Genomic DNA, 25,526 nt, shown 5'->3' with positions numbered 1-25,526 from the left:
TTATCTTTTTAGCAGAGATAAAAGTGTTTAGTATTTATTACTCGCTTAATTATAAACAATTAATAAAAAAACAGATGAAAAAGCTATTTAAATTAATCATGACTTGTGTTGGAGTTCTTTTTTCTGTTTTGGGTTTGTCTCAAAATAAATACCTAAAATTCGAAACCTCAACAGGAAGTATATATAACTCTAATTCTGGTGTTTCAACATACTATTATCCAGAAGGAGTATCACTGTCTGGAAATATGCAAAATCAATTATTACCAATTTCAATTCGTCCTCAAGGCATTTTTCTAAACACATTTTCACCTAGTGCAGTATCTCAATCATCAACTGATGTTTATGAAACTAATGGAGGAACAAATTATTTAGCTACTCTTGAAGATTTATACGATTTAAATTATACAACTGGAGCTAGAACAACTGGTAATGGTGGGTTACAAACTATAACTATTGACCTTGGACAATCAACCACCTTTTCTGGTATACAACTAGCCGCTATTACTGCCGCTAATTTAAATGGTGCTACATTACAAACAAGTCCAGATGGTACAACATGGACAACCGTTGTTTCTAACGCCAATGGATTACCACTTACAAGTATAAGTGGAGCAACAAATACTAGCTTAACATTATTTAGTTTTGCCAGCGTAACCGCTCGTTATGTTAGACTTACCAAATATGATTCAAAGTTAGATTTGAGCGAATTTAGACTACTCCCTTCCGTTAGTCAATCTTCTGGAACTGTTTTAGGAACACCAATTAATCTTTATGACAACGTAGTTTCTGCTGCTGCCACAACACTTGCAACATCAGCAGGACAATGGATTATGCAAGATCTTGGGTGTAATCGAAATTTTTCAGCTGTAAAACTTTGTGCCGTTACTGTTGCTAATTTAAATGGAGCAGAACTTCAAGTAAGTACAAATGGATCTACATGGACAACACTTACTACCACCAATAGTGCAACTGGCGTTTCTGGGGCGACAATTGCTGGTATAAGCGCAACTTATCCTATAACTTTTAATTTTCCTCTTCAAAATGCAAGATATATAAGAGTTTATAAATCAACTGCATCTATAGTAGAAACTTCAGAGTTTCAAGTAGCACCTGAAGTGAGAACCTCTTCAGCAACAACACTAGCTTTATCAGGAAATAAAACCACATTAAACGACGGTTCTTTTACAACAGGGATTACCACTGCTGCTACGGCTGGAATAACACAATGGGCAGTAATTAACCTTGGAAAACCTGTAACGTTTTCACATGTGCAACTAGCTACAATCACATCGGTTGCAAACCTTGATGGTTCATCCATTCAAACCAGTAATGACGCTATAACTTGGACCACGCAAGTTGCCTCTATAACAGGATCTAGTACTACTCAATTGGTGCCTTACTATTTTTCAACTCCAGTAACAGCTCAATATGTAAGAGTTCTTAAAGGAACAGCAGCCAGCACACTAGCAATCAGTGAATTTATAGTTTCTCCAGCAATAACTTTATCCTCTGGGACTAAACCTGTAGCTACAAACTTTGGGAATCTATATGACAATGCTATTGCTGCAACAACCACAACAGGAACGGGAACAAACCAATATGTGATGCTTGATTTTGGTAGCAATAAAAATTTCTCACATGTACAAATAGCCGCAGGAACAGCTGTTGGAAATTTAGATGGGGCTGAATTACAAATCAGTACAGATGCCATAAACTGGACAAACTTGACCTTTACAAATGATGCAACGGGTGTTACTGGCACAACTTTTTCAGGTTCTAGCATTGTCTATCCCATTACCTATACATTTAGCAATCAGAATGCTCGCTACATAAGAGTATTTAGAAGTGGTTCAGGCATTGTAAGTTTAGGTGAATTTAGAGTTGCTCCAGCAATATTTCAATCTAGTGCAACTTCACTAGCAAACAATGCTATTGCTACTCAATTTTCTGAAGGAACTTATACAACAGGAGCATTAAGCACTACCGTAGTAGGTGTAAATCAATATGCTGGCATAAATTTCGGTTCTCCAAAGACTTTTAATACCATAGTCTTAGCACCTCTTACTGCAACAACCAACTTAGATGGTAGTACATTTCAAGTTAGTAATGATGGTTATTCATGGACAACAGTCCCTACATTAACCAACACAACCACGGAAATAAGTAATTCAACCGTAGAAGGTTCTGTATTAAACACACTACGTACCTATACTTTTAGTGCGCAGACAGCCCAATATGCAAGACTCATCAAATTAGATGGTTCAGCAATTGGCATAAGCGAATTTAGAGTCGGATCTGTAGTATCTCAATCCTCAGGAACATCACTTGGAACTCCAATTAATTTAAGCAATAACTCAACAGCTGCTGCTGCTGTTACCAGTTCAGGAACTAACCAATGGGTAATGATAGATTTAGGGACTTCTCAAACTATCAATATGGTACAATTAGCAACAAGTGGAGCAGTAGCTAATTTAGATGGGGCTACTTTGCAAGTAAGCACAGATGCAATAACTTGGACGACATTAACTGTTAAAAACAATCGAACAGGAACAACAGCTGCTACAATTACAGGTTCTAGCACTACATATCCAGATATTTTCAGCTTTTCAAATACTACAGCCCGATTTATAAGAGTATTTAGAGCAGCAACAGGAATAGTTGCTGTCAGTGAATTTAAAATCTCACCTGATTTGTATCAATCATCAGGGACTAATTATGCTTCCTCAACAAAATTTTATGACGGAATCTATAATGTTATAGGAGCGCAAACAGCAACAGCTACAGGATCAAATCCCGCTTATATTGGTCTTAATTTGGGAAGTTCTAAAACTTTTTCTCAAATTGAAATTGCTACTACATCAATTGCCAATTTAAATGGAGCCGTGATTGAATCTAGTAATGATTTTTTAACTTGGACAACATTAGTACCCTCTATTTCAGGTATGGTAGCCAGCCAATTAAATACTTTTACTTTTAGTTCAACCTCAGCACGTTATATTAGAGTGCGATCAAACAGTATTGCACTAATTGTCTCTGAATTTAAAATTGGTGTGGGAACAAATTCCAGTAAAAAACTAATTAATCCAGCGGTTACTAATACTGTATCTGCAATTGAAAATATTGGGTTTACATTTAATTTCAAAGGAACAGATTATACAACTTACTCTGTAAATTCCAATGGTCTATTAAGATTAGGTAATACAGTTGTAACCAATGAATATGTAAACAATATTGTTTCTCCAACGAATACTCCAACATTATTTGCCTATTGGGACTATATTGCCACAGGAAATGCTGCTACAAACGGAGGAGTTACTAGGACAATAACAGGTAGTGCACCTAACCGAAAATTGATCGTTGAATGGAGAAATAGCATTTCAAATGCAATAGGAAATACTGCTTTAGTGTTCCAAATAGCACTTCATGAAGGAACTAACAAAATAGAATATCTATACGATCAAGGCATAAATAATACGACAAATGCATCTATAGGAATGGCAATAGGGACAACTGCACAGACAAAAGAATTTTATTCAGTTACTCCTAATGCTACATTAAGTAACACTACTTATTCAAATATGTCACCTAATGACTTTGTAACTCTATGGCCTGGTAGTGGGAGTATTTACAGTTTTACCCCTACAGATTTACCTTTAACAGCAACAATATTAACTGACTTTAAAACATTGGATAATGCTATGGGAGCTGCTAACTGGGCTTCGACTCCCAATGCTGGTGGTTATACCGTTACTATTCCAGGAAATTATACTGAAACAGCTCCAATGGGATACCCTACTGTACCAGCAGGAACGACATATGCAAAATATTCTGGTTTCTTATTAACTGCTTCAGGAACAAGTGCAGACCCTATTAAGTTTAAATGGAACAATAGTGGTGCTAAACCAGTCTTTACAGCGGCAACTGGAGTTTCATTAAATGATTATATCATAGGAATTGCAGGATCTGATTATACTACATTTGAAGGACTTTCACTCATTGAAAATCCAAACAATGCAACTACTCCAAATAACAATAAGTGGACAGAACTCGGGATTGTCTTTTTCAAAAAACAAAAAGGAACAACTTCACTAGGAGCAAACGGTTCGCAACATAATATTGTAAAAAATTGTAGTATAACTTTAGATAGAAGGCAAAATGGAACAATAAACGTATCCTCTAATGGCTACATACAAGTACTTCCACTTTACACAAAAGGTATAGCTATGGTTTATTGGGACGCTTTATTAAACGGAGCAAATACAACAGAAAACATCAATGCCGATTGTAACTCGACTGGCATTATTTCTTCAAACGATGTAAATTCATATAACGAATTTTATTCAAATACAATAAACGAATGTTATTATGGATTCTGGGCAAATGATCGCTATAAAGGAACTACAATTGCTGGTACTGGCAATATTTTCGGAAAAGTTTCCGAAGGAAACACAATCACTAATTTCGGAGCTTATTTAGGCATTGCCTATACCGGAGGAGCAGTTACATGGCCCACCCATTCTATCAAAGTTCCAAAAGGAATATTTTTTGGAGCATTAAAAGATGCTGTGATTGAAGGTAACACTATAAGTAACGGATATGCCAATCATTACAGGGTAATAGGAATTGAATTTGGAACTTTTGAAAGAGGGAACAACGGCTTAAAAAATATTGGAAAAGTAATGATTAACAATAACAACATTACTAATCTATATGGAAACACGGCTGCTCCAGCAACAAATGCTAGTGATGCAATAGGAATCATGTATGCTCCTGGCACAGTATGGGCTAGAAAACAAATAGCTCTAGATAACCTTTCTATCAGCAACAATACCATTAATGGACTCTATACCAAATTAGGCAAAGCATATGGAATTACTACTGGACCTGTATATAATGATGCAGGTTATGACACCGTTAACTACTTTTCAGTTATTGATGGAAATGGTATGACTGCTACTATAGATGGAAACACAATTACCAATTTAAACTCAACAGGAATTACAACTAGTGCTGTTGAAGGAGTTGTTGGAATATATTGGGGAGCTAATTATAGTACAACATCAATCAATACTAATAGTATTACAACTTTAGGATTAGGTGATGGAACCGCAAATCCAGCAGCTGGCAGTAAACTATCAGGAATAGTTTTTAACACAAACAATTCTGCGGCCACAAGAGCTTCGGTTAGTGTCAATTCCAATATTATTAGTAATAATATAGCACGTTCAAATACAGGAACAGCAACTCAAATTCTTTGTAGAATGCTACAAATTACTAAAGGCGGAACTATGACTGATATTAATAACAATACTATAGAGAATAATGATTTTACGTATGCTAAGGATAATTCATACCAAAATCCTTCAAATCATTCTTCTATAATTGAGGTGCAAGCTCTACCTTCTTCTGGAACAAGTACTTTAAACATAAAAGACAATGTTCTAAACAACAATATTAGAAGAGGAATGAGAGGGGGAAGTTATTCCTATCTAAATGGAATTTATGCAATTAACACAACCAATGCTCAAAACCAATTCATTGAAAACAATCACATTAATGGTCTGGAACTATTATTAGCATCAGGAGCAACTCCATCAACCTATGCTGTTGTATCTGGAATTAGAGTAAAAGGTAAAATCACAAATATTACCACAACCATTAACAACAATACTATAACAGGAATCAAAGGAGATAAATTAAAAACCGCCTTAACCGTAGCAAATGCTCACACTGGTGTAGATTACAACATCTTTTCAATGCGAGGAATAACCGTTGAAGCTGTTAAAAGAGCAGATGTAACAAAAAATCTAATTTATAACAATTCAACTCTTACCAGTCTTGGCTATATTAACACTTCAACAACAGCTTCAACTTATCTAGATGGAAATCTAGGCATTGGAGTGATTGGATCTACATCAACCACATATCAGAAAAATATCTATGCCATAAATAATAATTTTATATATGATCTCTACGCTCCTTCAATGAATGCTCCAAGTGCCATTACTGGGATATTTATTAATAAATATGGTGATTTTTACATGGATCATAATACAGTTACTCTTGGAGATCCTGTAACTTCAACACCAGTAACTTCAAATGTTACTAGTGCTGGGATTTTTGGAGCATCAGGAATTTTATATGCACCGTATAGTATATCTAATGGAACAAGAAATCAAAGTAGTGCTTATGAAAAATATACCTTTAGGAATAACATTATAGCTATTGAATCAACAAATAAAGGAACAGGAGCGTCCATCGCTATGCGACAAGTACTTGTTGGAACAGCAAAAAAATATCCAGGTGATATGACCTCAAAAACAAACGGTAACTCATATTATGTCAACCCTGGAACCTGGAATTATTTATACGGACAAGGAACCATAGCTAACACAACTGGAGGACTGAGAAATTGCTTTGCTATAAGTGCTGCAACAGCAAATACAACACAAAATTTAATTGTAAATACAGATTTTAACCTACCCTGTTCTGAATATGAAAAATATATGGCTGGAGCAGAATATACAACTACATCTGATTTAAACGCAGGACTAAACCAATCAATTCCGCAACCTTTTGTTGGGGGCACAAGCAATCCTGGTAAGCGATATATTACAACAGGTAGTACTTCTTATGTGTTTAGTCCCATAAAAGCAACAACTGGAGCTGTTACCATCAATGACGATTATGTTACAGTAGGATCTAGACCTGCCACAAATGCTACTGCTGGAGCTTACCAAACGACTGGAAATGCTCAATATTCAAAAACATTATCAATTGTATTTGATGACGTAAAAAATACTATTTGTATGTCTAATGTTTCATTAACGGCTACAATTATTAAGAATGTTAGTACTGTAAGTGTGGGCACAGGTTCTGACGCACCTCGATTATATTATAAACTTTCAACCAATACTAATCAAGTTCCAAATGCTACACAAAATAACAGTAGCTTTAATGGGTGGAAATGGGTGAATCCTTCAACAATAAGCGGAGATGACTATACTTTTGTCTTCGATTTCTCTTTGCTAAATGGTACATTAACCCCTCCTTTAACCATAGAATACTTTATTATTGCTACAGATGATGGCTCTTATAATAGCACTCAATATTATGTTGTTACTGGTACTACTCTTCCCTATTGCATAAACAATGTGGATTTATATACTAGTGGAGGAAATTCTAATACATTACATACACCTGAACTAGATGGAGGAAGCCCTGCTACATTAACAGCTTCTAATAACTTCCAAATTTTGGCTCCTAATGAACTAAATAAATATACTTATAATAGTACAGATGAGACAAGAACTACAGCTAACACAAATAATGCAACTGCAAAAATTATTTGTCCAAACACTACTGTAAAAATTAAGAGTTTCTTTAATTATGTCTCAACTGGAGAGAAATATGAACATCAAGAAGGTTATATTTTCCAAAGCTCTGCTAGTAACACTTTCTCTCCTTTACTAAGTTCTGTTGCTATTTCAGATCCTGAATATGATTATACTATTGGTTCACATACAAGTAATGTATACATTAGAATTGTTCCTGCTTGTAGTGGAAGTTCCGCTACAGGGTATGAAAGTCCATATATTTATCTAACAACAATAGGTTGCCCAACAGTTACTTCTGACATAACTACTCAGAGAATTTGTGTACAAAAAAATTCTACAATCCCTATTACGAATGATAATATTGCTTCAGTCGGTACACGTTATTATTTTATTCAAGATGCAATAGGTAAAGCATATTATTCTGCTGGTACAACAAGCTCAGTATCTGGAAACGTTACCGTTAATCCAAATGCAATTGCTGCCACTGGAACATGGAATGCTACTGTTGGTTTATTAAAAAACAACATTTCTACTGGCGGTTATTTACATGCTAGTCTTGCTGCGGATGTAGATAATCAATCTACATCATTAATGGAACAAACAGGAATGAATTTCACAACCACAGAATATACTAAATTAAATAGTGTAATACTTTATGATGACACTAATGATGCATCAACTACAACTGGCTTTAAATTAGTCTTATATCATGCAGGAACACAAACAAAACTATATGAAACAGGGACTTTAACAGTAGCAAATGGTGGCACATTAACCGTTACATTTACAAACTGGTATATTGGTTCTGGTAACTTCAATCTTGTTATTGAAAGTATTGATCCTGATAATCCAATGACAGGATTACTATTAAGTCCTTCATCAATTGCGACACCAAATACAGTTAATTATGAAGATTTTCCATTCAGTATCGGAAACGCCCTAATTGTAAATGGAGGAATTGATAATAATGACACCTCTACACTTAGTAACACCTACAATTATTTCTTAAATTGGAACGTTACCACTTATTGTACTGACAAACCTGGAGATGATTTTAATGTAAATGCACTCGAATGTGTTGATTGCATATTAATAAACCCTAGATTGACAAAAAAAATAGACGAATAGAAATGAAAACACCTTCAAAAAAAATTGAAGGTGTTTTTTTATAATTTTATGTCTTGAAATAGAGAGAAAAAAAGAACGTTTTATTCCAGTAAATTCAAATGATGAATTGTATTACCTTTATTTAATTTTCTTATAATTCGAATCATATCCAAAGTTTTTCAATTTAAAAAACTGCTTAAATTCGCTTCTTTTTGGAGAAATAATAAATGTCGTAGAGTCAATTTTTCTAGATTTTGTTACTGTAATAGAATTCATATTATTCAAGTCGGAATCAGAATATAATTGCTTCAGAGTTAGTTTATTTTTTTCAAACACTAACATTTTCACGTTCCAATAAACACCATCTTTTTCACTAATAACAATATTTCCATTAATACGTTTTGCTTTTTGAAAATCTGAAAACTGAAAAATAGTATCAATTCTATAATCTGTAATTTCAATCGAATCTTTTAATTTTCTATAGGTATATTTTAAATCTTTAAACTCTTTTGAAATAATATCATTTTCCGATATAATAAAATCTCTTTTTAGAGAATCAAAAGATTGTAACCCCATTTTAAACCTGCGGAAATATTCATCTGTAATAATATCATGGCTAATTTTTAAATACACAGAATCTAAATCCATATACAACCCTTGAAATTTCTTTGGAAATGATTTCAGTTCTGAATCATTTATTGGCTGTGGAGTTTCAAAATAAAAAGTGTTTCCCTCTGGAACGGCTCTTACTTCTTTACAAGAAGTGAACAATACAATAAAAAAGAAAACTGCTATTTTTTTCATTTACTATCAATTCATTTTTAAAAATCAAAAAAAACCGCAAAATAGCTTTTACGGTCTTCTCTTTAAAATATTTTTATTTTTTTATTATACGTTAAATCTAAAATGCATTACATCACCATCTTTAACAATATATTCTTTACCCTCTACTCTCAATTTTCCAGCTTCTTTCACTTTACTTTCTGAACCATAATTTGAATAATCCTCAAAAGAAATTACTTCCGCTCTAATAAAGCCTTTTTCAAAATCAGTATGAATAACTCCAGCAGCTTTTGGTGCAGTATCTCCTATTTTAATTGTCCAAGCTCTTACTTCTTTAACTCCAGCAGTAAAATATGTCTGTAGATTTAACAACTTATAAGCTGCTCGAATTAAAACTGCCGAACCTGGTTCTGTTAATCCCATATCTTGCAAAAACATCTGACGTTCTTCATAACTTTCTAATTCAGTTATATCCGCTTCTGCACCTACTGAAAGAATAATAACCTCAGCATTTTCATCCTTAACTAATTCTTTTACTTGTTCTACATATTTATTCCCAGAAACAGCAGAACTTTCATCTACATTACATACATATAAAACAGGTTTTAAAGTAATCAATTGGAATTCTTCCATTAATTCTTCTTCATCTTGATTTTGCGGAACCACTACACGTGCAGATTTTCCTTGCAATAATGTTTCACGAATTCTATCAAGTAACGCTTTTTCAGCTTGCGCTTCTTTATTTCCTGTTTTAGCAGCACGATTTGTTTTTTCTAAACGTTTTTCAACCGTTTCCAAATCCTTTAATTGCAATTCTATATCGATTGTTTCTTTATCACGAATAGGATTAACATTGCCATCAACATGCACAATATTGTCGTTATCAAAACAACGCAATACATGAATAATAGCATTACATTCTCTAATATTTCCTAAAAATTGATTTCCTAAACCTTCTCCTTTACTTGCTCCTTTTACTAATCCTGCAATATCTACAATATCTACTGTCGCCATTTGTACCCTCTCTGGCTTTACAAGTTCTTCAAGTCTTACTATTCTAGGATCTGGTACATTTACCACACCAATATTGGGTTCAATCGTACAGAATGGAAAATTGGCACTTTGTGCTTTTGCATTTGACAAACAATTAAATAGTGTTGATTTTCCAACATTTGGTAATCCTACAATTCCTGCTTTCATAGTATATTTTTTTTACAAGTAGTTCATTTTAAAGTTTGCAAATATACTTTAAAAGTTACAAAGTCTCAAAGCTCCAGTAACTTTAGTTATTGATTAATTATACTTAAAAATAAAATTATGTTTTTTTTAACTTATATTTGATATATCAAACAAATAAATATTTTTTTATGAAAAAACTAACATTATTACTACTGTTTTCCGCATTTAACTTAATTTTCTCACAGAAACAAGTCACAGGAACCGTCTCTGATGAATTTGGAGAACCACTTGTAGGGGTAAATGTCATTGAAAAAAACACTAAAAACGGAGTGACAACCGATTTTAACGGTAAGTTTCAAATCAATGTAAATCAAGGATCTACACTTATTTTTAGCTATATCGGCTTTAATAGTGTAGAAAAAATTGTTAATGGAAAAGAATTAAATGTAATTTTAATTGAAGGACAAGAACTAGATGAAATTCAAGTGGTTGGTTCAAGAAGTCCGAAAAGAACTGTTACAGAATCTCCTGTTGCTGTAGATGTTATTGACGTAAAAGACATTAGTACTCAGAGTGGTAAAATTGAAATTAATCAACTACTTCAATATGTTGCTCCTTCTTTCAATGCCAATAAACAATCTGGATCTGATGGTGCTGATCACGTTGACCCAGCTTCGCTTAGAGGTTTAGGTCCAGACCAAACTTTAGTTTTAATTAACGGAAAAAGAAGACATCAATCTTCATTAATTAATCTATTTGGAACAAGAGGACGTGGAAATACAGGAACAGATTTAAATGCAATTCCTTCTAGTTCAATTAAAAGAATCGAAATTTTAAGAGATGGTGCTTCTGCCCAATATGGTTCTGATGCTATAGCGGGTGTAATTAATATTGTTCTAAATGATAATAATGAAGGGATTTCTGGGAACATAACTTATGGAGCCTATAATGCAAATGCAGAAGGTGATTTTTTACCAGGTACTCCAAATACAAAAGGGTTTCGTTTAGATCAAAATGGAAATGGAAACACCTTTGGAAAAGATCAAAATTTTGATGGTGGATCTTTAAAAATCGCAACAAATTATGGTGTAAAATTAGGAAAAGAAGGATTTGCTAATTTCACACTTGAATATTTGGATAAAAACAAAACATTACGCCCAGGTTATGATTTTAGAAAAGGTTTTGGAGAAGCAGCTATAAACGGATTTAATTTCTTTGGAAATGTAAAAACTAAAATCTCAGATAAAACAGAATTTTATTTATTTGGAGGAAGAAATTATCGTAATACTGACGCCTATGCTTTTACTAGAAATGACGGAGAAAGAGTGGTTGAAAGTATTTATCCAGGTGGTTATACTCCGAGAATTACATCAGTAATATTTGACAGTTCTATAGCTGCTGGAATACGCACAAAAACAGAAAACGGATGGAATATTGATATTAGTAATACTTTTGGAAAAAACTTATTTCATTATACAATCAAAGGTACTCTCAATGCATCGCTAGAAGCTGCTTCACCAACGGAATTTGATGCTGGTGGACATAGTTTAAGCCAAAATACCTTAAATTTTGACTTTTCCAAAAATTACGAAACCTTTTTAAAGGGTTTTAACTTGGCTTTGGGTGCAGAGTTTAGAACAGAACAGTTTAGTATTTTTGCTGGAGAAGAAGGCTCATATGCTACTTACGACATTAACGGACAAGTTGTTACCGATCCTGCAAACCAAACCATACCAACTGACCCAATCTCTGGAAACCCAAGACCTGGTGGGTCACAAGGTTTTCCTGGTTATAGTTTAGCTAACGAGCTTACCAAAAACAGAAGCAACCTATCTTTGTATGCTGATACTGAATTAGATGTTACCGAATCTTTTTTAATAAGCACAGCACTTCGCTTTGAAAATTATAGCGATTTTGGATCTGCACTTAATGGTAAATTAGCAACTCGATTTAAAATAACCGATAAAATAAACCTAAGAGGCTCTATAAGTTCTGGATTTAGAGCTCCTTCATTGGCTCAAATTTATTATAATTTGCGCTTTACAAATTTCAACTCTGGTGGTGCAACCGAAGTTTTATTATCTCCTAATAACAGTCCTGTTACTAGAGCATTTGGAATAGAAAAATTAAATCAAGAAAAAGCGATAAATTCATCTTTAGGGTTCACAGCATCTTTTGGCGATTTTACAACTACTCTTGATGGATACCTTATCAATGTTAAAGACCGTATTATTTTGACAGGTTATTTTAACGCTTCTGCTTTAAACATTGGTGTTTCTGAAGCACAATTTTTTGCAAATGGTGTAGATACCAAAACATTAGGACTAGATTTAGTTTTAGCTTGGAAAAAAAATATAGGCAATGCAACATATTCTGCAACTTTAGTAGGAAATATTAACGATATGAAAATTGACAAAGTAAAAAGTAGTGCATTGCTTCCTGAAGAAACTTTCTTTGGTAAAAGAGAAAAAGCATTCCTTTTAGCCTCAGCACCGGCTAATAAATTTGGGCTAAACGTTGCTTATAATAGAAACAAGTTTGATGCTGGACTTGCTTTAACTCGTTTTAGTAAAGTAGTTTTAGTAGATTATTCTGATCAAGATGATGTTTATGACGCAAAAACAGTAACTGATTTAACTGTTGGTTATCAATTTACAAAAAGCTTAAAATTGACATTAGGAAGTAATAACTTATTGAATGTATATCCTGATAAACAAGATGAAATTGGAGACACAGAAGCTGGTGGATATTGGGACTCTGTTCAAATGGGCTTTAGTGGTGCATATTATTATGCAAGAATTGGGTTTAACTTCTAAAAAAGTTAATATATCCATATAAAAAAGAGTGTCTAAAAAATTTTTATTGTTTTTTAGACACTCTTTTTTTTAATATATACTTAATATATTTCCGTAAAATTAAACTTTTTTTAAACTAAATAACGTTAATTTAAATAACAGTGATCCATTCATAACTTTTACAACAATTTTAGATTTTATGTATAAAGTAATTTTGACTTTCTAAACATTAAACATCTAAAAATGAAAAAACTACTATCTTTTGTTTGTTTTTTATTGCTAAATTTTGGTATCTCACAAACTTTACATCCTTATTTACAAAATGTCACACCAAACTCAATCTACATTAATTGGAAAACGAGTAGCAACAGCGAAACCATTGTTGAATATGGAAGTATTGACACTAATTTAAACGTTACTGTAACAGGAAACACTAATATTTTAACCGATGTTGGATATCCTGGAAACTATTACTACCATTCAGCTAAACTCACAAATCTTTCTCCAAACACTAAATATTATTACCGCATAAAAACAGGTAGTGAAGTCTCAAATGTTTTTTCATTTAAAACACTTCCAAACCCTGGAGAAGCAGCAACAGCAGATGGGCATATTCGTTTTTTAATCATGGGAGATAATCAATTGAAAAATGAACCAAGATATGATTCTTTAGTTTCTGCAGCTAAAAGAAAAATTAAAGAAAAATGGGGTTCAACTTTATCTCCTGACGATAATATTTCAATGACTTTTATGGTAGGTGATCAAGTAGATGTAGGAACATTAGACCATTATGAAAATGTGCATTTCAAAAAAAACAGAGCCTTATCTGGTTATTTACCAATACAGACAACTGTAGGAAATCATGAAACTTATGGCACTTTAGGCATGAATTCATACTATAGTCATTTCTATATGAGTGAATTATCATATCAAGGAATTGTTTCTAACTCTGAAAACTATTATGCACAACAAGCAGGAAATGTTCTTTTCATCAGTCTTAGTTCTGAACATACTGGAACAGCTCAATACAATTGGCTTCGACAGGTTTTAACAACAGCCAAAAATGATTCAACAATAGACTGGATATTTTCTCTTAGTCATCGTCCTTATCAAGCAGAACAATATGTAGGTGATATTTCTAATTGGGTAAGAGAAACTGCTGTACCACTTTTAACAACAACCGACAAATATATTATGCATATTGGTGCCCATCATCATTTATACCATAGAGGTCAATTAAAAAACACTCCAACATACAATATTATTTCTGGAGGTACAGCTTGGGATCAATACTGGTCTATGTCAACGGAAAAAGATTTTGAAGACGTGCAAAAAACAATTAGCAACTGGATGTATCAAATTATTGATATAGATGTTATCAACGGAAAAATGGATGTAGAAAGCTATTCAATAGGAAGCATCTATAAATGGAAGAACAATCAATTGATGGATGAATTTCATAGATATAAAAACAAAACAAAACCTAACAAGCCATCAATCACGAATATATTTACTGCTCCGACTCAGTTGCCAATTACACTAACTGGAAGCTCTTTTTCTTCAAATGAATCAGAATTATTAAATACTTCTCAATTTGTTATCTCAAAATTTCAAGATTTCAATGTCATTGAAAAGGAAGTTTATAGAGATTATGAAAATTTATTTGGTAAATATGCAACGCAAAGAGATTCAACAGTAGATGTCAATCTAGGTGTTGATATAACAAAAATAGAAATTCTTTCCAACACGCTAGATAACGGAAGGTACTATGCAAAATTACGCTATAGAGATAGAAACTTAGAATGGTCAGATTGGAGTGATGTTATTACGTTTGATATAGTTAATAGTAATACAGGTTTGACTTCTCTATCCTTAGACAGTTCTACAAATACTTACGCAACAAATCAAACAATAAAGGTTAATTACATCAATGCTCCAATAGGAAACAATACATGGATTGGTATTTATAAGGATGGACAAACTCCAGGGTTAGTTTCCTCTCAACTATGGCAATATTCAAACGGTTCTTCAAGCGGAACAATTAATTTTTCCTCTGGTTTAACCAATAGTGGCAGATATTTTGTAGCTCTTTTTAAAAACAATGGCTACACGGAAGTAGCTGATAGAATTTATTTTTATGTAGGTCCAATTCCACTGTTAAACACAGATCAAACGGAATATTCATTAGGTAACGATGTAATTGTGTCTTTTACTAATGGTCCAAATTTAACGAATGATTGGATAGGTATATATAAAATGGGTGTAAATGCAGGTGATGCTCAATCTACAGCTTGGCAATATGTTAGAAATTCAAACGGATCATTAACATTTAGCAATTTACCAAAAGGATATTATTATGCTTCATATTTTCTACAAAATAGCTATAATAATATTGGGAATAAAACATTTTTTAAAGTAGGAGATATCGTAACAGATCTTTGGATTAACAAACCCGTTTACGAATTAGGAGAACAAATAACTGCATCTTGGACAGATGCACCAGGGATAGTTAAAGATTGGCTAGGTATTTACCATGAAGGAGATAATCCAAATATTCAACCGTTAATCAGTTATCAATATTTTCAAGGCTTAGCAAATGGAAACACACAAATTGAAACTCAAAACATGCCAAATCAACCTGGGAATTACTATATTGTAATGTTTACTAATGATTCATATAATGAGGTTTCAAATAGAGTTTCATTTGAAATTCTACCAGCATTAAAAACTAAAGAATTTGAAATCGATAATGGTATTCGTTTATACCCTAATCCTTCTAAAAACAACAAACAAACTTTCATTCAATGTGATTATCCTATTGATGAAATTGAACTATTCAACACAGAAGGACAATTATTATATGCAACTAAAAATGTAAACAATAATAAATATTCCTTATTAACACAAGATTTACCAAAAGGCATCTATATAATAAAAATACATTCAAGAAAACTATTTACTGCCAAATTAGTTGTTGAATAGATTATAACAATAAAGCTGTCCAAAATATATTCTAATTAATCAAAAAAAATTTTAGAATATATTTTAGACAGCTTATTTATTAACAAAAAAATCTAACTTTATTGTTTAATAATTTTTTCTTGATACTGCTTTTTATCTGTAGTAATAGTTACTAAATAAAGACCTTTATCATAATCACTAAAATCAATTTTCAATTCACTATCTTTAGCAATTAGCTCTTCTTTTCTAATAATTGCCCCTAGAATATTATAAATCTCAAATGAAATTATTTTTTCAGAAGAATCAACTGAAACTGTCAAAATATCATTTACTGGATTAGGATAAGTCGTTAAATGACCATTATACTGTACTTCACCAATTCCTTCTTGATCTTCTCCCGAATTTTTACAAGCAACAACTCTAAAAAACTGAACTGGAGCTGATTTCCAAACGGGACCAATTGAAAAACCTACTGCGTATAATTTTCCCGTTTGAAAATATTTATTATTTCCAGCAGCAAGAGCGTTTAAACTAATAAATGCAGGAGCTTCTCCAGTACCTGCCCAATTATTATAATAATCAGATTCAAAAGACCATGTTGCTAAATTAAACTCAGCAATACGAATATGATAGCCTTGTTCAAATTTACTGCAACTTCCGTTTATTGTAACTGCATTTTGACAAATCGTCATAACAGGCATTGGTCCATAAAAAGAAGGCTCGTTTTGTGTAGATAAAACATTATACATTGTAAAACAAGGTTCTGGAACTCCCAATACTTTAGCAGTCCTTATAGGAGTATAGACAACTTTAGAACCATTGCTTAGGCTATTAAAGGTAACTTTAACCCTATACTCATATTCTGTTCCTTCTACTTGCAATACTATTGCTCTTTGGTTATAGGTTGATGTTGGAGTAGATAAAGGTCCTGCAAAAGGGAAAGGAGTATTTGGAGTAAACATCCCCCATGTTATTGTCCCTTTTACTCGCCTTTCACAGCTAAAACTAAATCGTCCATATTCACCCGTATTTACTAATGCTCTAACTCTTAAATTCACTTCGTAGTAATCTGGATAAGTTACACTATTTGGATAGGCAGTTACATTGCTTCCCAATGAAGTATCTAAACTTAAATTAGTAGACAAAATAATAGAACTTTCCTCTGCCTTTACATTTGTAATAATTCCCATTATCACAAAAAGTATACTTAATAATTTTTTATTCATTTGTTTATCTTTTTTATTCCCTACTCTGTTCTATTGGTTTTTCGGGTTGCACCATTTTGATCGATCTATGATTATGTATCAATATTTTATTTTCATTACCCAAAAAAATCAATAAAAAAACCAACAATCTCTTGTTGGCTGTTTTTTAACCAGTTAAATTCGAATTACAAATAAAACTGAGAGAAACTAACTTTTATTTCTTATGTAGTTTCCTTCGTTTATAAATAAACAAACAGATTAATGCTGTGAAAAATATTACACATAAAATAACGTATATCTTATTCTCTTTTTCAGAAAACACCATTGTCTTTGTACTTCCTGTTAGTGTAAATGAAGCCCAATAATATGGAGTAGTTTCAGATAATTGATGCTTTTTTATATATTCTATTTTTGCCAGTTGCAAAGCTCTTGATTTAGTGTTACCATTAGCTAATTCTTCATAAAATTTAGCAATTATTTCATTTCCCGATTTTTCATTTACATTCCACAAAGAAGCTAACACACTTTGAGTACCGTTATAAAAAAAACCTCTTGAAAGATTTAAAACACCTTCACCAGAAGCCAATTTCCCCTGATTTGTCTTACATGCATCTAACACTACTAACTCCGAATTATTTTCTAACCCGTAAAGTTCTTCCAAAACCATTTTCCCGTTTTGAAAGGATAACCATGGCACACTTGAAATACTATCAATCCCAGCATGTGTATTAAAATGCAAAATTTCATAATCTTTTGAAAACTTTTTAAAATTTTCTTTTGTTGCTTCCTTTTTAGTAAAAACAGTGGTTTCATTAAAAGAATCAAAAATTCTTAAAGACTGTTCCGAACGAAATAATGGATTTAATTTTTGTTCTTTAAATTCAGTTGGTGCAAAGACAAGTATTTTCTTTATGGGTTTATTTTTTTTCTTTTTTATCTGTTCAAAAAGTGAAAAAGATTGTAAATATGAAATCTCGCAATTATTAATTAAATAACTATCTATTAAATTTTTATCAATTGTTGTTGTTAATGCCTCAAAAGGAAAGTTTATTAAAAAATCATCTGCAACAACCGTCATTTTTTTATTCTTGACTAATTCTTCGGCATTTTCAAAAGGAAATAATTGCTTAAAAATTTGCCTCCCTAAATATTGATATTCACTTCTTTCTTTTTTATTCAATAGCGGATTAATCATGCTTTTTTTGAGTCTTTGAACATCTTTATTTAAGGTTTTAATATCATTAATTTTAAAGAAGTATATTTTCTTTTCTAAACAAAAAATACCATATCCTTCTTCCTCATTAACAATATAACTCACCAAACATTGCTCCTTTGAGGCATGTCCTTTTATTGCATCTTCTAATTTTATAATTTCAACTTCCGTTTTAATCTTAACATATTTTGGATAGTGTTGTTGAAGCGAATCCATAAAACGATTAAAAACGACAAGCTTTGATTGATATTTTTTCTTTACTACCTCATTATTGGGACTTTCCCAAAGTTTGGTTTCCCATATATTTTTCTCATAGAACAAACTATTTTCTCTTTCTACAAGTTTTTTAGGAACTTCTGATTCTAATTTTGCTCTAAAAGTTCTTATGTTCTCCTGTAGAAGTAGTGCTTTATTTTTTTCCATGAAATAAAAAGCTTCTTCTGGTTTATTTAAATAATAACAGGTTTCTACCGCCAACATATAGGTATCTACTCCTTTTTCGATCCAAAATAATTTTGATTTTTCTTCATTGCTTTCATATCGAATTAAAGAAACTAATTCATCAATACGATAAAAGGCTTTTTTAGCTTCTAATAGATATTTTTCCTGTTTGGTTTCCTTATATGCTAACACATAATGATATGATAAATCCATTAGATATACAAGTATGTCTTGCTGATAATCTGAATTTTTAATTTCTACCATTAAAGGTAACGTATATTTTTTATCCTTTTTTTGCAATACAATCTGAATTGCGCTTTCAAAATATTTTAGCTTTTCCTTTGCAGATACACTTTGCAAATAATAACCCATATTGTCATAGGCTGTAGCTTTTTGAGATACATCTTTTGCTTCTTTTATTACATTTTTAAAGCATGAAATCGCTTCATTAAATTTATGCTGCTTTGCATATAAATAACCTATATTGTTTTGAACACTCATTAAATTATCTAAATCTCCCTCTTTCTCATAATATTTTTTAACTTTTAAATACATGGTTAGAGCCAGTTTTGTTTCTCCAAAAGCATCATAAACATTCGCTAAATTATTATACATAGTATATAAAATGCTTTCATCTAATGTTGTCTTTGAGAAATTTGCTTCGATTCTTTCTTGTTGGTATTTTACAATTTGTAGCTCTTTAGAAATTGATTTATCGAAAACATTTTCATACATCCTTCCATAGATTCCAATTATTACTGCTCGAACTCTAACTTCATCATCTATCGATCTTTTCTTTAACAAATATGTTTCTAATCTGTTTATAGCTTGGTGAAAATCACCTTTTCTTGCTTCGTAATTAGCATAATCAATATAAGCCGACATAGTATATTTATCTGCACCATCGTCTTCAATAATTTGTTTAAAAACAGCATATTGTTTTTCGGTATCATCTAAATAAAAATAAGTCCAAGCCAAATAGTTTCTAACTTCATTTATAGACTCTAAGTTCTTGTTGTTTTTAAATTGATTTAATATTTTAATCCCTTTATTTAAATAATTTACTGCCTTCTTATAATCTTTAGTTTTGTAGTAATATATTCCAATTTTAGAATAGAGTTTACCTAATTCAATTGTTGAAGTGGAACTATTCTGCTGTGACAACAAGTCTAATAACATGCTAAGTTTTTTGGCATTTCCTATACTGTCACTTGCAAACTCTAATTTTGTAATAGCTCCTATTTTTACCAATACTCCATTTTGAGCAAATGAAATGGTAAAACAGAATAATAGAAATAAAAGATTTTTTTTCACGGGATTCAACAATTATCCGTGAAATTTATGAAAAAAGGATTAAAATATAGTCTTTTTAAAGATACATTTTAATCCTTTTTATAATTTATGGCATAATAACTTTGTTATATTTCACTTGCTTAATATTTTCAAAAGTGGTTGGCAAAGTTAATGCCGTGCTTTGTAAATAATCCAAAATTTGATCCCTTGTCATTGTTGGATTTTGGTATTTTATTTTTGCAATTTTTGCTGCTACAAATGGAGCCGCAAATGAAGTTCCTTGAACAGAATAGCCTAGAAAAGGAATATTTTGACCCGTTGCAAAATAATCGACTGTGTTACTTCCATGATTTGAAAACCCTGCCCAATTAGGAACAATTGTAGCGTCATAAACATAACCATTAGTCGCTGCAACAGCCACAATATTATCATTAGAAAATCCAGAAGGATAATGAGAATTACTATCGTTATTATTATTACAATTCCCAGCAGATGCAACGACAATTACATTAGGATACATGTCTAATAGGTTTGAGAAAATAGATTCGAAGAAATTACCCGCTCCATCATCATACCATCCTAGGCTCATTTGTAAAATATCTGCTCTTTTAAATGCAAAAAGTGAACCACACAAAAAATGAAAATAACTCGCTTTCCCATAGTTATTACTTATTTTTATTGGTAATATTTGATGTGGAATAGCTGGGCTGTTTTGTTTTAAGGTTCTATTAATTATAGAAGAAACTATTGTTCCATGTCGTCCAGATTCATCATCAAAACAGTTTGCATCATTATTTACAAAATCCCATCCCGAAATAGTACTTGGCTCACCATCAAAAGCAGCATTATATAGAAAAGGTTCGGTGAATGCAGCTACTCCGTTTGAAATTGTGGGTGCAATCCCGGTATCGAAGACAGCGATTGTCACTCCATTGTTTACTGTTTTAATATAGGGTAAGTAGGACGTATCAAAACTTGTTCCAATTGTTGTACTTGCAGTATCTGAACCAAAAGAGAACTCATAATCTACAGCAACAATAACCGTTCCTGCTCCAGTTGCAGATTTAGGTGGTCCAATACCTCCTTGTTCAATTGCTGTTTTTTTAGGTTCAATATCTATACCTTGATCGAAAATCCACAATTCTATCAAATGATCATTACATTGTTGGCAAACTTCAAAACTTTGTACTTGATATTGCAATCTTAATTGCCTTTTTACAATTTCTTGTGTTCCTGCTGCATATTGAACAATTAATTTATTGTTTGAATAAATTGGTCTGTTCATTCTGAATGGCATTGAAACGGGAGCTGACCTATTTTCTATATTTTTCTGAGTAGAACTTTCTATTAACTCTTCTTCAGAACAAGAACCCATCATTAACATTAAAAGAAATAATATTAAAAGGTTAACTAGTTTTTTCATATTGTAAAAAATTAAAATGATTTACTTCATAGTGCTAATTTATTAATTTTATTACCCACTTTTTTATTATTAAAAGTATATATTATTCATTTTTATTCTATTATCTTTGTTTTTTCTTTCAATTAGACAAGAAAATCCATTCACCAACGTTATATTTTTTTAAATATTTACTCCTAAAAAATGGAAAATTCAGACAGGTATATTATTGCCTTACTTAATGGAGACGATATTATTATTAAAGAAATCTACTCCAAGATATACCCTAAAGTAAATTCCTTCATTCATTCTAACAAAGGAAATGATAGTGATGCTCTCGATGTTTTTCACGATGCATTAATGTATATAATAACTACTCAAAAGGAAAAAAGGACAAATATCCAGTCTTTTGAAGCCTATTTATTTGTGGTTTGCAAAAATTTATGGAAAAAAACTTTAAAAAACAAGGTAATAAAAATAGATGAACCTACACTTACTGTAAATGATACTAATTTGAATGAATTTGTATTGGAACAAAAGTGTTTTGATTTTTATTTAGAAAAATTTGATCTTTTGTCTCCAAATTGCAAGGAATTACTAACAAGTTACTTTAACGGAGATAGCTATGAAACTATTTTAGAAGAACATTCTTATGCAACAGTAAACACAGTTAGACAACGAATTTTTAAATGCAGGACAAAACTCATTGAGCTTATAAAAACCGACAAACAATTTGATATTTTAAAAAGATGGGGAATGTAAATGATTTAGAGTTATTTGAACAAATTGATGATTATTTGAACAACAAATTATCGATAAAAGAAAAAAATGATTTCGAAGAAAAGATGGCTATTAATGAAAAATTACGAGAAGAAGTAATGATTCAAAAGCATTTGTTTGCCACATTTGGAAATAAAAATATTGATTGTAATTTCGGGTTTAATGAAGGTGAATTGCACAAAATAAACCAACACATAAATTCTCCTGAATTGCAAAATCTTTCCAAAAAAATAAAAGAAATTGGTGTTTCATATTCACAAGAACAACAAAAAAAGAAACCGAAACAAAATAATTTCTTAAGATATTTAGTAGCGGCTTCTATAACCATAATTTTCGCAAGTCTTTTCTATTTTCAAAATAGTAACAACCTATACTCTTATTATGAAGAGTATAACAACTGGAACACTTTGCCTTCATTTACAGAAAAAAGCGACAATGCAACTATAAATCAATTTACATTAGGCGAAAATTTATTTCACGAAAAAAAATACAACGAAGCCATTACTCAGTTTATTAAAATAGACAAAAATGATCAATTTTATCCCTACAGTTTATTATATATTGGTGCTAGTTATGAACAATTGAATGAAAATCAAAAAGCAATACAAGTTTTTCAACAAGTAAGCAAGTTAAATACTTTTGAGGAGAAATCTAAAGGTCTATGGTATGAATTTTTAATCTATTTAAAATTAGAAGATCGAGAAAAAGCAAAAACAATTTCTAAAATTATTTTAGAAGACCAAAACAATTATAACTACGAGAAAACATTGCAAATTAAACTGTAATCAATTTATTTTATTCCTCTTGATTTTCTTCTTCTTGATTTTCTTCAACTTCAACAGTAGTTGGTGATGGAGTCAAACTATCAATAAAATCTTGTTCTTCTTGTGTTAGCACTAGTCCAGAATCAATATTCCAAAAATCGGTTAGAATAGTATTTTGTCTATTTAACAACGTTTTATTTTTGAAAACATCTTTTGTATCATAAGTAAACATACGTGTAGTAAATTTAGATGTTACAAAATAATTCCTAATTTCGGTTCTAATAATTTCATCTTTCTTTTTAGAAAGGTAACCAATTTCCTCTTTAGCATAAACCAAATAATAATCATTCCCTTTCACTCTATAAGTAGTCTTAAATGCTGATTTATATATATTTTTTCTATTAGAAACAGAATAATTGCTATTTTCTTCAGCTCTTTGGGGTGAAATAAAATTATCTATTTCAATAATTATTCTCTTATTATGATCGTACAAAATTGAATAATTGAATAAAAAACCTTTTTCTTCTTCTTTTGGACTAACGGTTAATTTATAATAATTGTCATTTTCTGGATATGAATTGATTTGAAAATTATATTTATCCTGTACTTTAGAAGTTAAAATTTCTTCTAAATATTTAAACTGATAATAGTTTTCCATTAAATCATTTAAGTTGTAGCCATAAATATCGTTATCCGATTTTTCATCAAGAATACCTAAAACTCTATTTTGTTCTATTAAAATATCCGTTTTAACTGTTGCTTTGTTTTTTTCTATCTGAAAATTTACTAATCCATCATTATAAAGAAGATTCGCACCATTTTTCTTAAAAAATTCTCTAATATAAATCCTTAGAGTAGCAGGAATTGTTAGTTTTTCCTTAGAATTATCTACTATAGATTTCAAAATATCCTGAGGATGTTTTTTAGTTAAAATAATTTCAGGTAACTTGTTTATTGTTCCTTCTAAATATATGGTATTTATCTCATCTTTTAGAGTAATCGACTTTAAAAGAAGTTTTTTATAGGATGAATGATTTACTTCTAAATAGACAGATCTATCTAATACTATTTTTACAATTCCATCTGCATTCGAAACAAAATTTTCTTTGGTTCTTAAAGAAGTAACAGTTACCTCTTCTACAGGTAATTGCGTGTCTGTATCTAAAAATAAGATTGTAATTTCCTTATTTTGAGAAAAACAAAGTGATGAATAAAAAACTAAAAAAAGGAAAAATATTTTTCTCATTTTAATTAACAATTTTAACGAATTTAACAAATATTAAGCTAAAAAACCAAATATTACCGATAAAGTGTAAGCTTACGAAGTCAAAAAGATTCAATATAAAGTACTACTTTTTTATTTTTTTGTTTATTTTATCTTTTAAAAATAGCATTTTGAATAAGTTCTAAAATAATAACTCCAAAAAAAAGAATACAAAACGAAATTAAGATAGCAGCCACAGATAGCCAATAATTATAAAAAGTTACATATTCATAAGAATTACTAGATTCATCATATAATAGCATAACTTCTTTATTCAAATCGCTTTCATAGGATTTAATTTGATCGTCTGCAAAGGCATAAAACCATTCTTCATTTTCTAGAATTTGAACTCTATTATCTTTATTAACAAATTCTATTTTGGGATAAATTGGAGGTTTGGTACTAAATCCAATAATTTTACCTACATATTTTTCTGAAACAATATAGGTATAGAGTTTACTTCCAAAATTTATTAATAAACAAGCTAAAAATAAAAATGCAAAAAGAATATTTATAGGAATTCTCTTTTTCATATAAAAAAAACCCTTCACGAAGAAGGGAATAAATTTATTCGTTGTGTAGAAAAGATTGCCTATTAAGCAATGTTTCTTCTGATTCTACATAGTCATCATCTGGCACACAGCAATCTACAGGGCAAACTGCAGCACACTGAGGTTCTTCATGAAAACCTTTACATTCTGTACACTTTCCAGGCACAATATAATATACATCATCAGACAAAGGTGTTTGAGCTGCCTCCGAATCTACCTCGGTACCATCTGGCAAAATTATTTTACCCAGTAATTTTGTCCCATCTTTATATCTCCAATCATCTGCACCTTCATAAATTGCTGTATTTGGGCACTCTGGTTCACATGCACCACAATTAATACATTCGTCAGTTATCTTTATTGCCATCTCTTTAAGTTTAAACTTTTGATGTTTGCTAGGTTGAAGAATTACTTCTATTTCTCCAATTTTTTCTAACTTATTACTTATTTTTGT

At 31.1% G+C, this 25,526-nt stretch carries 13 protein-coding genes; 5 read left to right on the top strand and 8 right to left on the bottom strand.

The window, feature by feature from the left end:
- Positions 1–74: 74 nt before the first annotated feature.
- A complete protein-coding gene (locus tag ACZ49Z_RS13220; protein ID WP_464304779.1) occupies positions 75–8,465 on the top strand; it encodes a beta strand repeat-containing protein in 8,391 nt (2,796 codons plus the stop codon).
- A gap of 117 nt (positions 8,466–8,582) precedes the next feature.
- Here the strand turns inward: ACZ49Z_RS13220 and ACZ49Z_RS13215 are convergent, their stop codons facing one another.
- On the bottom strand, positions 8,583–9,248 hold the full coding sequence (locus ACZ49Z_RS13215) for a hypothetical protein (RefSeq protein WP_464304778.1): 666 nt from the start codon (positions 9,246–9,248) through the stop codon (positions 8,583–8,585).
- A gap of 84 nt (positions 9,249–9,332) precedes the next feature.
- On the bottom strand, positions 9,333–10,427 hold the full coding sequence (gene ychF / locus ACZ49Z_RS13210) for a redox-regulated ATPase YchF (RefSeq protein ID WP_464304777.1): 1,095 nt from the start codon (positions 10,425–10,427) through the stop codon (positions 9,333–9,335).
- 167 nt (positions 10,428–10,594) lie between these two features.
- On the opposite strand from ychF, the gene ACZ49Z_RS13205 reads away from it, so the two are divergent.
- Positions 10,595–13,222, top strand: a complete 2,628-nt coding sequence (locus tag ACZ49Z_RS13205; RefSeq protein WP_464304776.1) for a TonB-dependent receptor — start codon at positions 10,595–10,597, stop codon at positions 13,220–13,222.
- A gap of 222 nt (positions 13,223–13,444) precedes the next feature.
- Positions 13,445–16,183 carry a fibronectin type III domain-containing protein gene (locus ACZ49Z_RS13200; protein ID WP_464304775.1) on the top strand — a complete coding sequence of 913 codons (2,739 nt, stop codon included), beginning with the start codon at positions 13,445–13,447 and terminating at the stop codon, positions 16,181–16,183.
- A 98-nt stretch (positions 16,184–16,281) separates the two neighbouring features.
- Here ACZ49Z_RS13200 and ACZ49Z_RS13195 read toward each other — a convergent pair whose 3' ends face one another.
- The 3 genes from ACZ49Z_RS13195 to ACZ49Z_RS13185 form a co-directional block, all read right to left on the bottom strand.
- Positions 16,282–17,388, bottom strand: coding sequence for a T9SS type A sorting domain-containing protein (locus ACZ49Z_RS13195; protein WP_464304774.1), 1,107 nt, complete (start codon positions 17,386–17,388; stop codon positions 16,282–16,284).
- Between the two features lie 193 nt (positions 17,389–17,581).
- Complete coding sequence (locus ACZ49Z_RS13190; protein ID WP_464304773.1) at positions 17,582–20,335, bottom strand: CHAT domain-containing protein; 2,754 nt, start codon at positions 20,333–20,335, stop codon at positions 17,582–17,584.
- 85 nt (positions 20,336–20,420) lie between these two features.
- Positions 20,421–21,737, bottom strand: coding sequence for a S8 family peptidase (locus ACZ49Z_RS13185; protein ID WP_464304772.1), 1,317 nt, complete (start codon positions 21,735–21,737; stop codon positions 20,421–20,423).
- Positions 21,738–21,917: 180 nt separating this feature from the next.
- Here ACZ49Z_RS13185 and ACZ49Z_RS13180 point away from each other — a divergent pair, with 180 nt between their 5' ends.
- Together ACZ49Z_RS13180 and ACZ49Z_RS13175 are read left to right on the top strand one after the other, a co-directional pair.
- Positions 21,918–22,475, top strand: coding sequence for an RNA polymerase sigma factor (locus tag ACZ49Z_RS13180; protein ID WP_464304771.1), 558 nt, complete (start codon positions 21,918–21,920; stop codon positions 22,473–22,475).
- Positions 22,463–23,278 (top strand): tetratricopeptide repeat protein, encoded by an 816-nt coding sequence (locus ACZ49Z_RS13175; RefSeq protein WP_464304770.1) that lies wholly within the window; start codon positions 22,463–22,465, stop codon positions 23,276–23,278. Before ACZ49Z_RS13180 ends, ACZ49Z_RS13175 begins: the two co-directional genes overlap by 13 nt.
- A gap of 10 nt (positions 23,279–23,288) precedes the next feature.
- Here ACZ49Z_RS13175 and ACZ49Z_RS13170 read toward each other — a convergent pair whose 3' ends face one another.
- The 3 genes from ACZ49Z_RS13170 to ACZ49Z_RS13160 all read right to left on the bottom strand — a co-directional run bounded on the left by ACZ49Z_RS13170 (position 23,289) and on the right by ACZ49Z_RS13160 (position 25,439).
- Positions 23,289–24,503, bottom strand: a complete 1,215-nt coding sequence (locus ACZ49Z_RS13170) for a hypothetical protein (protein WP_464304769.1) — start codon at positions 24,501–24,503, stop codon at positions 23,289–23,291.
- A 128-nt stretch (positions 24,504–24,631) separates the two neighbouring features.
- On the bottom strand, positions 24,632–25,054 hold the full coding sequence (locus ACZ49Z_RS13165) for a hypothetical protein (RefSeq protein ID WP_464304768.1): 423 nt from the start codon (positions 25,052–25,054) through the stop codon (positions 24,632–24,634).
- Positions 25,055–25,088: 34 nt separating this feature from the next.
- Positions 25,089–25,439 carry a 4Fe-4S dicluster domain-containing protein gene (locus ACZ49Z_RS13160; protein WP_464304767.1) on the bottom strand — a complete coding sequence of 117 codons (351 nt, stop codon included), beginning with the start codon at positions 25,437–25,439 and terminating at the stop codon, positions 25,089–25,091.
- Positions 25,440–25,526 lie beyond the last annotated feature (87 nt).

It is taken from the genome of Flavobacterium sp. KY-23415 (genome assembly GCF_055384985.1).
Note: the sequence above shows the minus strand (reverse complement) of the source record. Positions and strands in the feature narration are given on the sequence as shown.

Bases quoted from the DNA above. Each gene is read 5' to 3' on its own strand.
- ACZ49Z_RS13220 (WP_464304779.1), top strand. From the start codon at position 75: ATGAAAAAGCTATTTAAATTAATCATGACTTGTGTTGGAGTTCTTTTT.
- ACZ49Z_RS13215 (WP_464304778.1), bottom strand. From the start codon at position 9,248: ATGAAAAAAATAGCAGTTTTCTTTTTTATTGTATTGTTCACTTCTTGT.
- ychF (WP_464304777.1), bottom strand. From the start codon at position 10,427: ATGAAAGCAGGAATTGTAGGATTACCAAATGTTGGAAAATCAACACTA.
- ACZ49Z_RS13205 (WP_464304776.1), top strand. From the start codon at position 10,595: ATGAAAAAACTAACATTATTACTACTGTTTTCCGCATTTAACTTAATT.
- ACZ49Z_RS13200 (WP_464304775.1), top strand. From the start codon at position 13,445: ATGAAAAAACTACTATCTTTTGTTTGTTTTTTATTGCTAAATTTTGGT.
- ACZ49Z_RS13195 (WP_464304774.1), bottom strand. From the start codon at position 17,388: ATGAATAAAAAATTATTAAGTATACTTTTTGTGATAATGGGAATTATT.
- ACZ49Z_RS13185 (WP_464304772.1), bottom strand. From the start codon at position 21,737: ATGAAAAAACTAGTTAACCTTTTAATATTATTTCTTTTAATGTTAATG.
- ACZ49Z_RS13180 (WP_464304771.1), top strand. From the start codon at position 21,918: ATGGAAAATTCAGACAGGTATATTATTGCCTTACTTAATGGAGACGAT.
- ACZ49Z_RS13175 (WP_464304770.1), top strand. From the start codon at position 22,463: ATGGGGAATGTAAATGATTTAGAGTTATTTGAACAAATTGATGATTAT.
- ACZ49Z_RS13170 (WP_464304769.1), bottom strand. From the start codon at position 24,503: ATGAGAAAAATATTTTTCCTTTTTTTAGTTTTTTATTCATCACTTTGT.
- ACZ49Z_RS13165 (WP_464304768.1), bottom strand. From the start codon at position 25,054: ATGAAAAAGAGAATTCCTATAAATATTCTTTTTGCATTTTTATTTTTA.
- ACZ49Z_RS13160 (WP_464304767.1), bottom strand. From the start codon at position 25,439: ATGGCAATAAAGATAACTGACGAATGTATTAATTGTGGTGCATGTGAA.